The 14310-nt window shown below is 65.9% G+C and carries 15 protein-coding genes; 11 read left to right on the top strand and 4 right to left on the bottom strand.

What is annotated here, in order from left to right:
- Positions 1–71: 71 nt before the first annotated feature.
- The 11 genes from F1542_RS05905 to F1542_RS05855 all read left to right on the top strand — a co-directional run bounded on the left by F1542_RS05905 (position 72) and on the right by F1542_RS05855 (position 10668).
- Positions 72–668 (top strand): aminodeoxychorismate/anthranilate synthase component II, encoded by a 597-nt coding sequence (locus F1542_RS05905; RefSeq protein WP_193732247.1) that lies wholly within the window; start codon positions 72–74, stop codon positions 666–668.
- A 6-nt stretch (positions 669–674) separates the two neighbouring features.
- On the top strand, positions 675–2069 hold the full coding sequence (gene trpD / locus F1542_RS05900; RefSeq protein ID WP_193732226.1) for an anthranilate phosphoribosyltransferase: 1395 nt from the start codon (positions 675–677) through the stop codon (positions 2067–2069).
- 18 nt (positions 2070–2087) lie between these two features.
- Positions 2088–2963, top strand: a complete 876-nt coding sequence (trpC, locus tag F1542_RS05895) for an indole-3-glycerol phosphate synthase TrpC (RefSeq protein ID WP_193732246.1) — start codon at positions 2088–2090, stop codon at positions 2961–2963.
- Positions 2960–3451: a cyclic pyranopterin monophosphate synthase MoaC gene (gene moaC / locus F1542_RS05890; protein WP_193732225.1), complete on the top strand. Its 492-nt coding sequence runs from the start codon at positions 2960–2962 to the stop codon at positions 3449–3451. The genes trpC and moaC overlap by 4 nt, the downstream gene beginning before the upstream one ends.
- A 133-nt stretch (positions 3452–3584) precedes the next feature.
- On the top strand, positions 3585–4544 hold the full coding sequence (gene pdhA, locus F1542_RS05885; protein ID WP_227672521.1) for a pyruvate dehydrogenase (acetyl-transferring) E1 component subunit alpha: 960 nt from the start codon (positions 3585–3587) through the stop codon (positions 4542–4544).
- Between the two features lie 7 nt (positions 4545–4551).
- Positions 4552–5922 carry a pyruvate dehydrogenase complex E1 component subunit beta gene (locus tag F1542_RS05880; RefSeq protein WP_193732223.1) on the top strand — a complete coding sequence of 457 codons (1371 nt, stop codon included), beginning with the start codon at positions 4552–4554 and terminating at the stop codon, positions 5920–5922.
- Between the two features lie 14 nt (positions 5923–5936).
- Positions 5937–7199 (top strand): pyruvate dehydrogenase complex dihydrolipoamide acetyltransferase, encoded by a 1263-nt coding sequence (locus F1542_RS05875; protein ID WP_193732222.1) that lies wholly within the window; start codon positions 5937–5939, stop codon positions 7197–7199.
- A 12-nt stretch (positions 7200–7211) separates the two neighbouring features.
- The gene (gene lpdA / locus F1542_RS05870; protein WP_193732221.1) at positions 7212–8621 is read left to right on the top strand and encodes a dihydrolipoyl dehydrogenase; all 1410 of its coding nucleotides are present in this window, start codon (positions 7212–7214) and stop codon (positions 8619–8621) included.
- Between the two features lie 236 nt (positions 8622–8857).
- Entirely contained in the window at positions 8858–9850 is a 993-nt protein-coding gene (gene lipA / locus F1542_RS05865; RefSeq protein ID WP_193732220.1) for a lipoyl synthase, read from the top strand.
- The gene (locus F1542_RS05860) at positions 9850–10338 is read left to right on the top strand and encodes a type II toxin-antitoxin system RatA family toxin (RefSeq protein WP_193732219.1); all 489 of its coding nucleotides are present in this window, start codon (positions 9850–9852) and stop codon (positions 10336–10338) included. The genes lipA and F1542_RS05860 overlap by 1 nt, the downstream gene beginning before the upstream one ends.
- A gap of 39 nt (positions 10339–10377) precedes the next feature.
- A complete protein-coding gene (locus F1542_RS05855) occupies positions 10378–10668 on the top strand; it encodes a hypothetical protein (protein ID WP_193732218.1) in 291 nt (96 codons plus the stop codon).
- An 18-nt stretch (positions 10669–10686) separates the two neighbouring features.
- Here F1542_RS05855 and F1542_RS05850 read toward each other — a convergent pair whose 3' ends face one another.
- Genes F1542_RS05850 through F1542_RS05835 form a run of 4 tightly spaced genes read right to left on the bottom strand, consistent with a single transcriptional unit; the run spans position 10687 to position 14261 of the window.
- On the bottom strand, positions 10687–11190 hold the full coding sequence (locus F1542_RS05850) for a CinA family protein (RefSeq protein WP_193732217.1): 504 nt from the start codon (positions 11188–11190) through the stop codon (positions 10687–10689).
- 31 nt (positions 11191–11221) lie between these two features.
- Positions 11222–11686, bottom strand: coding sequence for a phosphatidylglycerophosphatase A (locus F1542_RS05845; protein ID WP_193732216.1), 465 nt, complete (start codon positions 11684–11686; stop codon positions 11222–11224).
- Complete coding sequence (locus F1542_RS17405; RefSeq protein ID WP_193732215.1) at positions 11686–13656, bottom strand: lytic transglycosylase domain-containing protein; 1971 nt, start codon at positions 13654–13656, stop codon at positions 11686–11688. Before F1542_RS17405 ends, F1542_RS05845 begins: the two co-directional genes overlap by 1 nt.
- Positions 13656–14261, bottom strand: coding sequence for a YjbE family putative metal transport protein (locus tag F1542_RS05835; protein WP_193732214.1), 606 nt, complete (start codon positions 14259–14261; stop codon positions 13656–13658). Before F1542_RS05835 ends, F1542_RS17405 begins: the two co-directional genes overlap by 1 nt.
- Positions 14262–14310: the final 49 nt, after the last annotated feature.

The following is a 14310-nucleotide window of genomic DNA, read 5'->3' as shown; positions in this document are numbered from 1 at the left end:
AGGAACGGCAAGACATGCCAGGCCATGCCAGAAGGTTTGACCCGGCCCAGCGGAAAAGCCATGATACGCCCATGATCCTTCTGATCGACAATTATGACAGCTTCACGTTCAACCTCGTTCACTACCTGGGCGATCTGGGGGAAACGTGTGAAGTATACCGCAACGATGCGATCAGCGTGGACGACGCGCTGGCGCTGAAGCCGGAAGCGATTGTCATTTCACCCGGCCCCTGTTCCCCGAACGAGGCCGGGATCTGCTGTGACCTGATCGCGGCGGCGGCGGGAAAGGTGCCAGTCTTTGGCGTCTGCCTTGGCCATCAGGCCATCGGTCAGGTCTTTGGCGGCAGGGTCGTGCGTTCGCCCGTGCCGATGCATGGCAAGGTCTCGCCGGTGTACCATGACGGGACCGATATCTTTGCCGGCCTGCCCGACCCGTTCAACGCCACCCGTTACCACAGCCTGACGGTTGATCCCGACAGCCTGCCCGATACGCTGGTGGCGACCGCGCATACGTCCGACGGGGTCATCATGGGCCTGCGGCACGCGACGCTGCCGATCTTTGGCGTGCAGTTCCACCCCGAAAGCATTGCATCGGAATACGGCCACGAAATCATGGCCAATTTCCTGTCCATCGCACGCGGCACCAACACGCCGCGCAAGGCCGCCTGAACGGCGATGGCCAGCAGCAGGGACAGCGCCTCGGCCGCCAGCACCACGTTCCGCGATCTTCCGGGACGTGTCGCGGGCGGCGAAGTCGTGGCGCCTGAACAGGTCAAGGCCGCGCTGGATGCCATCAAGGCGGGCGCGATGGAAGAAATTCCCGCCATCGCCTTCCTGACCGGGCTGTACATCCAGGGCCGCATCCTGTCCGACCCGGTGGAACTGGAAGCCGAACTGCGTAACCGCGCGCCTGCGGGCGGGATGCCGGACGCCGATGCCACGACGGCAGCCGGGCCGGGCGCCACTGTGCCCGCGGCTGCGGCCATGACGCCGGAATTCCGCGAAATACTGGACTGGACGCTGGCGGGCCGTGCGCTGGATGCGGCTATGGCGCAGGTGGCCTTTGACCAGATCATGGACGGGCTTGTGCCCGCGGGCGGGCTGGCGGCCTTCCTGACCGCGCTGCACATGCGCGGGGAAACCGTGACCGAACTGGAAGCCGCCGTACGCGCCATGCGCGCGCGCATGGTGGCGGTGCCCGGCATGCCGCCGGGGGCGATTGACGTATGCGGCACGGGGGGCGACGGGCTGGGCACGCTGAATGTGTCCACCGCCGTGGCGTTCGTGCTGGCCGCCCTGGGGGTGCCGGTGGTCAAGCATGGCAATCGCGCGCTGTCCTCGCGCTCGGGGGCGACGGACGTGCTGCTGGAACTGGGTGTGCCGCTGCCGGTGGACCACGGGCATATCGGTGCCATGGTGGCGGAGCATAAGCTGGCCTTCCTTGCCGCCACAAATCACCATCCCGCCATGCGGCATGTGGGGGCGGTGCGCCGCGCGCTGGGCTTTCGCACCATTTTCAACCTGCTTGGCCCGCTGTGTAACCCCGCGGGGGTTGCGCGGCAGATGGTGGGCGTGTTTTCCCCCGACTGGCTGGCCCCCATGGTCCGGACACTGCAGGCGACCGGGTCGGCGCGCGTATGGGCCATATGCGGGGATTGCGGCGCGGGGCGGTACATTGACGAACTGACCCTGGCCGGTCCCAACCATGCCACCATCCTTGAAGACGGGCAGGTCATGTCCCTGATCGTGGATGCAGGGCAGGCGGGGCTTGCGCCCGCGCCGATTTCGGCCATTGCCGGTGGCGCGCCCGCGCATAATGCCGCGGCCCTGCGCGCGCTGGCGCAGGGCGCGCGCGGTGCCTATCGTGATACCGTGCTGCTGAATGCCGCGGTGGCATTGCACGTGGCGGGGCGGGGCGACAGTATTATCCGGGGCGGCGCAATCGATCATGCCGTCCTACGCGCGAATGTCGGCCTTGCGGCCGATGCGCTTGATAAGGGTGCGGTCGCGGCCGTGCTGGAGGCTGTCCGGAATTTCCGGGCGGACATGCCAAACAGAGTAACAGGGTAGAAAATGAACGACACGCCAATGACCCCCCCCCAGACAGGTAGTGTCCAGCCGGCGGATGTGGACAGCATTCCCGATGTTCTGGAACGCATCTGTGCACGGACCCGGGTGGACGTGGCGCAGCGTGCCAAGGTCACCCCGCTGAAGGAAATCACGGCGCGCGCGCGCGAAGTGACCACGCCGCCGCGCGGCTTCGGTCAGGCGCTGAAGCAGAAGACCGCCGATCACCAGATCGGGCTGATCGCGGAAATCAAGAAGGCGTCGCCATCCGCCGGTATCCTGCGCCCCGATTACGAACCGACCGTGATCGCGCAGGAATATGAAAAGGCGGGGGCCGCGTGCCTTTCGGTCCTGACGGAAGGGTCGTGCTTCCACGGCTGCGCGGAAGACCTGACGCGCGTGCGTGAGGCGTGCAAGCTGCCGCTGCTGCGCAAGGATTTCATCATCGACCCGTGGCAGGTGCATGAAAGCCGCCTGATCGGGGCGGACTGCATCCTGCTGATCATGGCGATCCTGACCGATGCGGAAGCGGCCGAACTGCTGGACATCGCGCGCGGGCTGGACATGGACGTGCTGGTGGAAGTGCATGACGAGGGCGAACTGAACCGCGCCCTTGCCCTTGATACCTCGCTGATCGGCATCAACAACCGCAACCTGAAAACGCTGCAGACCGATATTGAAACCACCTGCCGCCTGGCCCCGCTGGTGCCGCCTGACCGGATCATCGTATCCGAAAGCGGCATCCGCACCCATGCCGACGTGGTGAAGCTGAACGCCGTTGGCGCATCGGGCTTCCTGGTGGGGGAAAGCCTGCTGCGGCATGAGGACGTGGGGGCCGCCGTGCATGCCCTGCTGGGCACCGCGCCGGACGCGCCGGCGGACAGCGCCGCGCCATGACGGGCACGCGCCTGTCACACCTTGATGCGGCGGGGCATGCGGTCATGGTCGATGTCTCGGCCAAGCCCGATACGCGGCGCGAAGCCGTGGCGCACGGGCATATCAGGATGCGCCCCGCGACGCTGGCCATGATCCTGTCGGGGGAGATGCCAAAGGGCGACGTGCTGGCCACCGCGCGCATCGCGGGCATCATGGCGGCCAAGAAAACGTCGGACCTGATCCCGCTGTGCCATCCGCTGGCCATATCATCGGTAAAGGTGGAGCTGACACCCGATACGGCGGGCGAGGGGATCGAGATCACCGCCCGCGTGCGCACCACCGGGCCGACCGGGGTGGAGATGGAGGCCCTGACCGCGGCCTCCGTCGCGGCTCTGACGCTGTATGACATGTGCAAGGCGGTGGAACGGGACATGGAAATCGGTCAGATACACGTGATCCATAAATCCGGCGGGGCGTCGGGTACTTATGACCGTGCCGTCACACCATGACGGCATGCCGGTTTTCGGCGCTGGCCCCGATTGCCGTGCCCGCACCGGCACGGCGCAGGAAACATGAACCTGAGGACGTTTGATGAGTAACGAGACAGATCCCGGCCTGTCCGGTGGACATAACAGCCGGACCATGACCGAGGCCGACCTGAAGGAAGCCTATTACCAGATGGTGCTGATCCGCCGGTTTGAAGAACGCGCGGGCCAGCTGTATGGCATGGGGCTGATCGGCGGTTTCTGCCATCTGTATATCGGGCAGGAAGCGGTCGTGGTCGGGATCCAGATGGAGCTGAAGCAGGGGGACAAGATCATCACCTCCTACCGTGACCACGGGCAGATGCTGGCCGCCGGCATGGACCCGCGCGGGGTGATGGCGGAACTGACCGGGCGTGAGGGCGGCTATTCCCACGGCAAGGGCGGGTCCATGCACATGTTCTCCTCCGAGAAGCATTTCTATGGCGGGCATGGCATTGTCGGCGCGCAGGTCTCGCTGGGGATCGGGCTTGCGTTCGCGAACAAGTACCGCGGCACGGACGAAGTCTCGGTCACGTATTATGGTGAAGGCGCATCGAACCAGGGGCAGGTTTACGAAAGCTTCAACCTTGCGGCACTCCACAAGCTGCCCTGCCTGTTCGTGCTGGAAAACAACCGTTACGGCATGGGCACCAGTGTCGAACGTTCCTCCGCGTCCAAGGCATTGTGGCGTAATGGGGAACCGTGGGGCATTCCGGGCATGTATGTCGATGGCATGGATGTCGAGGCCGTGCGGGCCGCCGCGGCCGAAGCCGTGGCGCATTGCCGCGCGGGCAAGGGCCCGGTGCTGATGGAGGTCGATACCTACCGCTACCGTGGCCATTCCATGTCCGACCCGGCGAAATACCGCCAGCGTTCGGAAGTGGACGAAATCCGCAAGAACCATGACCCCATCGACCGCGTGCGCCGCGAACTGCTGGAACGCGGCGTTGCCGAAAGCGACCTGAAGGCGATGGATGACAAGGTCAAGGCGGTCGTGCTTGACGCGGCGGAGTTTGCCCAGACCAGTCCCGAGCCTGATCCCTCGGAACTGTGGACGGACATTCTGGTAGGAAGCTGAATTAAAGATGGCAACAGAAATACTCATGCCCGCCCTGTCCCCCACGATGAAGGAGGGCAAGGTGGCACGCTGGCTGCGCAGGCCGGGCGAGGCCATTGCGGCTGGCGACGTGATTGCGGAAATCGAGACCGACAAGGCCACGATGGAAGTCGAGGCCGTGGATGAAGGCATCATGGGTCGCATCCTGATCCCCGAGGGGACGGAAAACGTGGCCGTCAACACGCCCATCGCCATCGTGCTGGCCGAAGGTGAGGACGCGGACGCGCAGCCTGCCACTGCTGCCCCCGGCGCGGCGGCTGCCGGTGCGGCTGCGGCCCCTGCCGCATCGCCGTCCTGTGGCCCGACGCCAGCCGCCCCCAGCGCGCCGCCCGTATCCGCCCAGCCGGAAAAGGACTGGGGCGAAACCGCCGAGATTACCGTGCGCGAAGCCCTGCGCGACGCCATGGCCGCCGAGCTGGCGCGGGACGGGGACGTGTTCCTGATCGGTGAGGAAGTGGCCCAGTACCAGGGCGCGTACAAGGTCTCGCAGGGGTTGCTGGACCAGTTTGGCGAAAAGCGGGTGATCGACACCCCCATTACCGAACAGGGCTTTACCGGCATGGCCATCGGCGCCGCGCTGACCGGGCTCAAGCCGATTGTCGAGTTCATGACCATGAACTTCGCCATGCAGGCCATTGACCAGATCATCAATTCCGCCGCCAAGACGCGCTACATGTCGGGCGGGCAGATGTCGTGCCCCATCGTGTTCCGTGGCCCCAATGGCGCGGCTGCCCGCGTGGGCGCGCAGCATTCGCAGTGTTACGCAAGCTGGTACGGCCATGTGCCGGGGCTGAAGGTGGTGGCGCCCTGGTCGGCAGCGGACGCCAAGGGCCTGCTGCGCGCCGCCATCCGCGATCCCAACCCGGTCATCTTCCTTGAAAACGAAATCCTGTACGGACAGCGTTTCCCCTGTCCGGTGGATGAGGACTTCATCCTGCCGATCGGCAAGGCGAAGATCGAGCGCGCGGGCACGGACGTGACCATCGTCACCTTCTCCATCATGGTGGGCACGGCGCTGGAAGCGGCGGCGAAACTGGCGGAGCAGGGGATCGAGGCCGAGGTCATCAACCTGCGCACCATCCGCCCGCTGGATACCCAGACCGTGGTGGACAGCGTGAAGAAGACCAGCCGCCTGGTCACGGTGGAAGAAGGCTGGCCGTTCGCGGGCATTGGCGCGGAAATCGCCATGCAGGTGATCGAACACGCCTTTGACTACCTTGACGCGCCACCGGTGCGCGTGGCCGGGGCCGATGTGCCCATGCCGTTCGCCGCCAACCTTGAAAAACTCGCGCTGCCCAACCCGGACTGGATCATCAATGCCGTCCGGCAGGTTGTGTGAAGGGGGATCGCACGATGTCCATCAACATCCTGATGCCCGCCCTGTCGCCCACCATGAAGGAAGGCAAGCTGGCCCGCTGGGTCAAGGCGGAAGGCGAGGCGATTGCCGCAGGCGACGTGATTGCGGAAATCGAGACCGACAAGGCCACGATGGAAGTCGAGGCCGTGGATGAAGGCGTGCTGGGCCGTATCCTGATCCCGGAAGGGACGGAAGGCATCGCCGTCAACACCCCCATCGGCATACTGGTGGCCGAAGGCGAAAGTGTGCCTGACACCGCCGTGTCCGCCCCTGCGACCCCGGCGGCGGCTCCGGCCCCCGTGGCGACGGCGGCACCTGCCGCGGCCAGCGCGGCCCCCGCGCCGCAGGCCGCCCCGGCGGGCACGGGGAAGCGGGTTTTCGCCTCCCCGCTGGCGCGCCGGATCGCGGCAGGCAAGGGCATTGACCTGTCCACGCTGAAGGGCAGCGGCCCCAACGGCCGCATCGTGCGCCGGGACGTGGAACAGGCCGCCAGCGCACCGCAGGCCCCGGCCCCCGCGCCGAAACCCGCAACCCCGGCGGTGGCCCCGGTGGAGGCTGGTGCCGGGTATGAAAGCGTGCCGCATTCCACCATGCGCAAGGTGATCGCGCGCAGGCTGACGGAAGCCAAGACCACCGTTCCGCATTTCTATGTGGAAATGGATGTGCAGCTTGACGCGCTGATGGCGCTGCGCAGGCAGCTGAACGCCGCATCCCCCGCCGAGGGGCCGGGCGCGTACAAGATTTCCGTCAACGACATGCTGGTGAAGGCCGCAGCCCTTACGCTGCGCCGCGTGCCGAAGGTGAACGTGGCGTACAGCGATGATGCGACGCTGGTATATGACGACGTGGATATTTCTGTTGCCGTCTCCATCCCCGACGGGCTGATTACGCCCATCGTGCGCCGTGCCGACACCAAGGGCCTGCGCCAGATCAGCACCGAAATCCGCGACCTGGCCACCCGCGCGCGCGCGGGCAAGCTGAAGCCGGAGGAATTCCAGGGCGGCACGTTCTCGATCTCCAACATGGGGATGTATGGGGTGAAGGCGTTTTCCGCCATCCTCAACCCGCCACAGGCCGGTATCCTGGCCATTGCGGCGGGTGAGCGCAGGCCGGTGGTGAAGGGGGATGAAATCACCATCGCCACCGTCATGACCGTGACCCTGTCGGTTGACCACCGCGTGGTGGACGGCGCGCTGGCGGCGGAATGGGTATCAGCCTTCCGCAACGTGGTCGAAAACCCCATGAGCCTTGTGGTCTGAGGAAACGGTCTGATGAGCACCACGCAATTTGATGTCATTATCATCGGCGGCGGGCCGGGCGGTTATGTCGCGGCCATCCGCGCGGGCCAGCTTGGGCTGAAGGTCGCGGTGGTCGAGGCCGCCCAGCTTGGGGGCATCTGCCTCAACTGGGGCTGTATCCCGACCAAGGCGCTGCTGCGCGCGTCCGAAATCAACCACCTGCTGCACAACCTTGGCGAATTCGGGTTTGCGGCGGACAATGTGCGCTTTGACTTCGCCAGGGTCATCAAGCGGTCACGCAATGTCGCGGCCCAGCTTTCCGCCGGTGTCGCGCACCTGCTGAAAAAGCACAAGGTCACGGTCATCAACGGCTTTGGCAGGCTGGCGGGTACTGCGGGCGGACAGCGCAAGGTATCGGTCAGCGTGGATGGGAAGGAAACCGCCACCCTGACCGCGCCCAACGTGGTCGTGGCCACGGGCGCGCGTGCCCGCGTGCTGCCGGGTCTGGAACCCGATGGCAAGCTGGTCTGGTCCTATCGTGAGGCGATGGTGCCCGGGGAACTGCCGCGCAGCCTGCTGGTGATCGGGTCAGGGGCGATCGGGGTCGAATTTGCCTCCTTCTACCGCAACATGGGCGCGGAGGTGACGATTGTGGAAGTCGCCGACCGCATCCTGCCGGTGGAAGATGCGGAAATCAGCGCCTTTGCCCGCAAGGCGCTGGAAAAGCAGGGGATGAAGATCCTGACCGGGGCGAAGCTGGGCGCGATCCGCAAGGGCGACAATGCCGTCACCATTGACGTGACCGTGGGCGGCAAGGTGCAGCAGGTCATGGTGGAACGCGTGATCTCGGCGGTCGGCATTGTCGGCAATGTCGAGAATATCGGCCTGGAGGGCACCGGGATCGAAGTGGACCGCACCCATATCAAGGTCGATCCCTATTGCCGCACGGGGGAAAAGGGGGTGTATGCCATTGGCGACATCGCCGGCGCCCCGTGGCTTGCGCACAAGGCCAGCCATGAAGGCGTGATGGTGGCCGAACAGATCGCGGGCCGCACCGTCCACCCGATCCACCCGCTGAACATTCCCGGCTGCACCTATTGCCGCCCGCAGGTGGCATCGGTTGGCATGACAGAGGAAAAGGCGAAGGCTGCGGGTCATAAGCTGCGTATCGGGCGCTTCCCCTTCATCGGCAATGGCAAGGCGATTGCGATGGGGGAGCCGGAGGGCATGGTCAAGACCATATTTGACGACGCCACCGGTGAATTGCTGGGCGCCCACATGGTCGGTGCCGAAGTGACCGAGATGATCCAGGGTTACGTCATTGCCCGCACCGGGGAACTGACGGACGCGGAACTGAAGGAAACCATCTTCCCGCATCCCACCATATCGGAAACCATGCACGAAGCGGTGCTGGCGGCCTATGACGGGGCACTGCATATCTGATTGATAAAAAAGGGGAATTTTTTTTGGGCGCCGCCTTTTTTCAAAAAGGCGGCGTTCCCTGAAGCTTTTTGCAAGAAGCTTCACCAGAAACTTTCTGTTGTCTGAAACGCAGGGGATGGCCGGGCTGATCGTGCGGTTGTGATCCCCGGCCGGGGCGAAGGTGGCAAGAACGCTTGACGTGGTGGGGCAGGCGTTACACTTCTGGTTATCTGCCTGTTTACGGGAATTTTTGCGTCATGTCCGTGCGTTTGATGATCGATCACCGGAAGAAAGGGGAGGCCGCACAGCGGCACCCGGAAAAGGCACACCGGCCCGACAACCCCATCGCGCGCAAGCCCGAATGGATCCGCGTGCGCGCGCCCAACCACCCGACCTATCACGAGACGCGCAAGCTCATGCGCGACAACAAGCTGGTCACGGTGTGCGAGGAAGCAGCCTGCCCCAATATCGGTGAATGCTGGTCCCAGCGCCACGCCACCATGATGATCATGGGCGAAATCTGCACCCGTGCGTGCGCGTTCTGCAATGTCACCACGGGCCTGCCGCATGCGCTGGACGCGGATGAACCGCAGCGCGTGGCCGATGCGGTGGCGAAGCTGGGCCTGCGGCACGTTGTCATAACATCGGTGGACCGTGACGACCTGCCCGATGGTGGCGCGCATCACTTCGCGCGCGTGATCGCGGCCATACGCGCGGCCGCCCCGGATACCACCATTGAAATCCTGACCCCCGACTTCCTGCGCAAGCCCGGCAGCCTGGAGGTGGTGGTGGCCGCGCGGCCTGATGTATTCAACCATAACCTGGAGACCGTGCCCCGGCTGTATCCCACCATCCGGCCCGGCGCGCGGTATTACCAGTCGATGCGCCTGCTGGATGACGTGAAGCGGCTGGACCCGTCCATCTTCACCAAATCGGGGCTGATGCTGGGGCTGGGGGAAGAACGGGCCGAAATACTTCAGGTCATGGATGACCTGCGGATTGCGGACGTTGATTTCATCACCCTGGGACAATATCTCCAACCAACAGTGAAGCATGCTGCGGTGGCCCGGTTCGTAACGCCCGATGAATTCGCCGATTATGCAGGCATGGCCCGTGTAAAGGGGTTCCTGCAGGTCAGTTCCTCGCCACTGACACGGTCGTCGTACCATGCGGATTCTGATTTTGCGGAATTGCGCGCCGCACGTGAACAACGCCTGCGGACAGAACGTGGCGCAACGGAGATGAAGTGATGCCCACCCATGCCGAACGTCGGCTTATCGCCTATACCCCCAGCCAGCTTTTTGACCTGGTGGCCGACGTCGGGAAATACCCCCAGTTCCTGCCGTGGTGCACCAGTGCGCGCGTGCGTACCCGCACGGCGGATGAACTGGTGGCTGACCTGACCATTGGCTTTGGTCCCTTCCGGGAGACGTTCACCAGTCGTGTCCTGCTGGAAGCGCCCGGCACCATCCGCGTCAGTTATGAAAAGGGACCGTTCCGTTACCTGAACAACGTGTGGACCTTCACCCCGGAACCGCGTGGCTGCCTGGTTGATTTCTTCGTGGATTTCGAATTCCGCTCCCGCCTGCTGCAGGCGGCGATCGGCGTGGTGTTCAACGAAGCGGTGCGGCTTATGGTTTCGGCCTTCATCCGTCGGGCGCGTGACATCTACGGGCCGCCGCCCGCCGTTGCGGCACCTGCGCAACCCGTTGGCCCGGCCAAGGCCGGGAACGCCTGACATCCCCCTTACGTAAAACCGGACAGGGAAATACCCATCATGAAAATCATTATGACCGCCATGGCAGGGGGCGTGCTGCTGTGCATGGCGCAGCCTGCGTCTGCAGCGCCCGCGTCGTCCCATCACGCCAGCCGGGAATCCGTTGCCGCCAGTGATGCGGAAACCGCCGACCTGAATGACCAGAGCCTGCAGAAGGCCCGTGCGTCACTCAAGACCGCGCCTGCCGCTCCCGTCGCCAGCTCCGGCCACCCGGTGCAGGCCGAGGGCACGGGCCAGACCGCACCGGTCATCCGCGTGCCTGAAACGGGCAGCACGGTTGCCGGATACTAACGCTTTCTGAAGCAGCGGCTATTCCGCCGACAGCCGCCCCGCATGGTCCAGCAGCAGGGCCAGCGCCGTGCGCACGGCCTGCGTGCGCACATCCCACCGTTCCCCCGCGAAAAGATGGGACACCGTATCCACCGTGCCATTGGTGGCCACGGCAAACCAGACCAGTCCCACCGGCTTGCCCACTGTCGCCCCGCCGGGACCGGCAATGCCGGTAATGGCGACGGACAGGTTGGCGTCCGGCGCATGGGCCAGCGCGCCCTGCGCCATGGCGGCCGCGACTTCGCGGCTGACCGCGCCGTACTGTTCCAGCAGCTTTGCGGGCACGCCCAGCGCATGGGCCTTCATGCTGTTGGAATAGGTGACAAATCCGCCGCACACCACATCCGACGACCCGGCGGCCTCGGTCAGGGCGGCCGCCAGCAGGCCGCCGGTGCAGCTTTCCGCCGTGACGACCCGGCATCCCGCCGAACGGAAGCGGGCCAGCGCGTCGGGCATGTGGGCAAGGAATGTATCAGGTAACATCCGGTATGGTCTCCTTTCCCGTCCTAACGCATCACGCCAGGAAACGGATGCCTGTCAGGATGATGCCTGCCATGATTCCCGCCACGATATCGTCCCCCATGATGCCCATGGCGTCATGCCTGCGGTCGAACCAGCCCACCGGGCCGGGCTTGGTAATGTCAAACAGGCGGAACAGGGCAAACGCCAGCAGCAGCCACAGCCCGTCCGCCCACCGCAGGGCGGACAGGCGCAGGGGGGCGAGCGGGAACATGGCCAGCCACATGCCCGCGACCTCATCAATCACGATCCAGCCGTGATCCTTCCCGTTGGAGGCAAGCTGCGTGGCGCGATATCCCACCGCCGTGCACACCAGCACCGCCAGCGCCATCCAGATCCAGTGGCCCAGCAGCGGCACCCCCACGATCAGGGCCGCCAGCGACCCCACGGTGCCCGGCGCGCGCGGGGCGAACCCCGTGCCGCCAAAACTTGCGATCAGGTGGGACAGGGGGCGCGCCATCAGCCGTGGCCCAGCGCCGGATCGGTTGCCTGGTAAATGGCCATGTTTTCCTCCACCCGTTCAACGTAGTTGCGCGTCTCCCCGAAGGGGATGCTCTCGATCCAGTCCAGCATGGCGTCCGGCTGGGGCGTGTCACGCGCGGGGTTGCCCAGTGTCATGAGCCAGGTATCCGTGCGGTGCGGCCCCGCATTGTAGGCGGCGGCCACATAGGGCACGGCGCCACCCATACGCTGCGCGATATCCGCCAGGAACGCCGCCCCCAGCCGCATGTTCAGCTGCGGGTCGGTCAGGCTGGCCGCGCTGACATTCACGTTCAGCCCGGCCTTGCGCGCCACCTCACGCGCGGTGGGGACCAGCAGCTGCATCAGTCCCACCGCGTGGGCGGGGCTGACCACGCCCGCGTCAAACCCGCTTTCCTGCCGCGCCACCGCCAGTTCCACATCGGCGGGCAGGGTGGACGTGGGCGGGGCATAGGCACGCGGCCAGCCTTCATGGACCAGCGTCAGCCCGTCCTTGCCCGCCAGGCGCGCCACCATCACGGCGGCATCGGGAATGCCCAGTCGGGTGGCCATGCGCGCGGCCAGCACATGCTTCATCGGGCCGGTATCCTGCGCATCAAGGGCCAGGATGAAGTCACGGGCATGGTGCCGGTCGCCCCACGCCACCAGTATTTCGGCCGCGCGGGCCAGGTCACTTGTGTCGAAATGCACGGAATCGGCCACACTGGGCGCGGGTTCGCGTTCGCGCAGCAGATAGCCGCGGATCTGCCGCCCCGCCTGATCGGGCACGATCAGCTGGTTCATGCTGTCGCCCGCCAGCCGTTCAATGGCCATCTGCCCATAAAACGTGTTGGCCAGGGCCGCCGCCTGCTGCCACTGCGCCCTTGCCGCGCCGTGCCGTCCCTGCGCCCAGAGCGCGCGCCCGGCCCAGTACAGCCCGCGACTGCGGGTAATGACGGGCACGGCCTGCGCCAGTGGCGTGAAATCCGCCAGCGCATGGTCGGCATCATGCAGGTATTCCAGCCGGATCCACCCGGTCAGGAACAGGGCGTCGTACCGGGTGGCCGACCCGGTATCGGCGCTGTCATCGGCCATGAACAGCGCATCATCCGTGCGGTGGGCCAGCAGCAGGTCGCGCGCCATCGCGTCGCGTTCGCGCCAGAAAACCGCGGCAACCGCCGGGGTCTGCTGTTTTTCGGTTTCCACCCCGCGTTCGTGCCACAGGGCCAGGGCCTCATCCAGCCGCTGCGCATGGTGCAGCCAGCGCAGGCGGTCCAGTACCAGCGCGCCATCGGCCTGCTGTTCGGGCGGCAGGGTGGCCAGCGTGTCCTCGGCATCCGGGTCATTGCGGCGGAAGGCCAGGCGGGCGCGGGCGACGGGCTGCTGGATGGTGTCCAGCATGACGACCTGCTTCGTTGCCGCGTCAATCCTGCCCGCGCGTTCCTGCCGGTCGAAACGCAGCCAGTGGTCCTGTGGCGTCAGCACGGGGCCGAAGGTGGACAGCATGGCCTGCGCATCAGGCTGCGTATCGGCGCGGTTGACCCACGCAACCCGCGCCCAGCTGTCCAGTGCGGCCGGGCGGGGCGTTGCGTGCGCACAGCGCACCAGCGCATGCACGTCCGTCAACTGCTGGCGGTCGCATAACGCGCCGGCCACCGTATCATCGGGTTCGGCCGCCAGCTTCTGCTGGAAACGCGCCAGCAGTAGCGCACGCTGTGGCCATGAAGGGTTTTCGTTCAGGAAAGTGGCGTATTCCTCCGCCGTGCCGCCGACCGACAGCAGGCGCAGGTAAACCAGCAGCTTGGCGGCGACGGGGTCATCATCGGCATTGCCGGTCGCGGCCTGTCCAGGCGTGGGCCAGTTGCCCTGCGGTGCGGCAGGGGCCGCATGCAGCGGGGTCGTGGCCAGCAGCGCCAGTCCCGCCGCAACGCCCCATGCCGCAACGCGACCGGGGCGGCCCCGGCGCGGCATTATGCGCCGCTCCCCACATGGGTCCAGACCTCGCCCCCGCCCTTGACGATCAGTTCGATCGCCACCGCCAGCACCACCAGCAGCCCGACCCACGAAATCCAGCGATAGCGTTCCAGCAGGCGCGCGATCAGCGACGCCGCCACCGCCATCAGCACCACCGATATGACCAGCCCCGCCACCAGCACGCCCATGTGCTCGCCCGCCGCACCGGCCACCGCCAGCACGTTATCAAGGCTCATGGACAGGTCGGCCACGATGATGCGGATGATGGCGTTGCGCAGCGAGGCAGGCGCGGGGGCATCCCCTTCGGCATGGGCGTCGCCGCCCATTTCACGGTACATGCGCCAGCATACCCACAAAAGCAGAAGCCCGCCCGCCAGCGTCAGCCCGATGATGGCCAGCAGCCTGACCGCCACCAGCGCCAGGCAGATGCGGATGACCGCCGCCCCCAGCACGCCGCACAGGATGGCGATTCGGCGCGAGGAATGCGGCAGGTTGCGCACCGCCATCCCCACCACGATGGCGTTGTCCCCCGCCAGCGTCACGTCAATCAGGACAACCTGCGCCAGTGCGTACAGGGAGGAGGCGGAAAAAATGGCGGACATGGACAGATACGTTCCTGGGACAATGGGCCACGGCGGGAATGGCGCGGGG

The organism is Komagataeibacter sp. FXV3 (assembly GCF_015155755.1).
GTDB lineage: Bacteria > Pseudomonadota > Alphaproteobacteria > Acetobacterales > Acetobacteraceae > Komagataeibacter.
The sequence above is the reverse complement of the archived record's forward strand: the minus strand, read 5'-3'. Positions and strand labels throughout refer to the sequence as shown.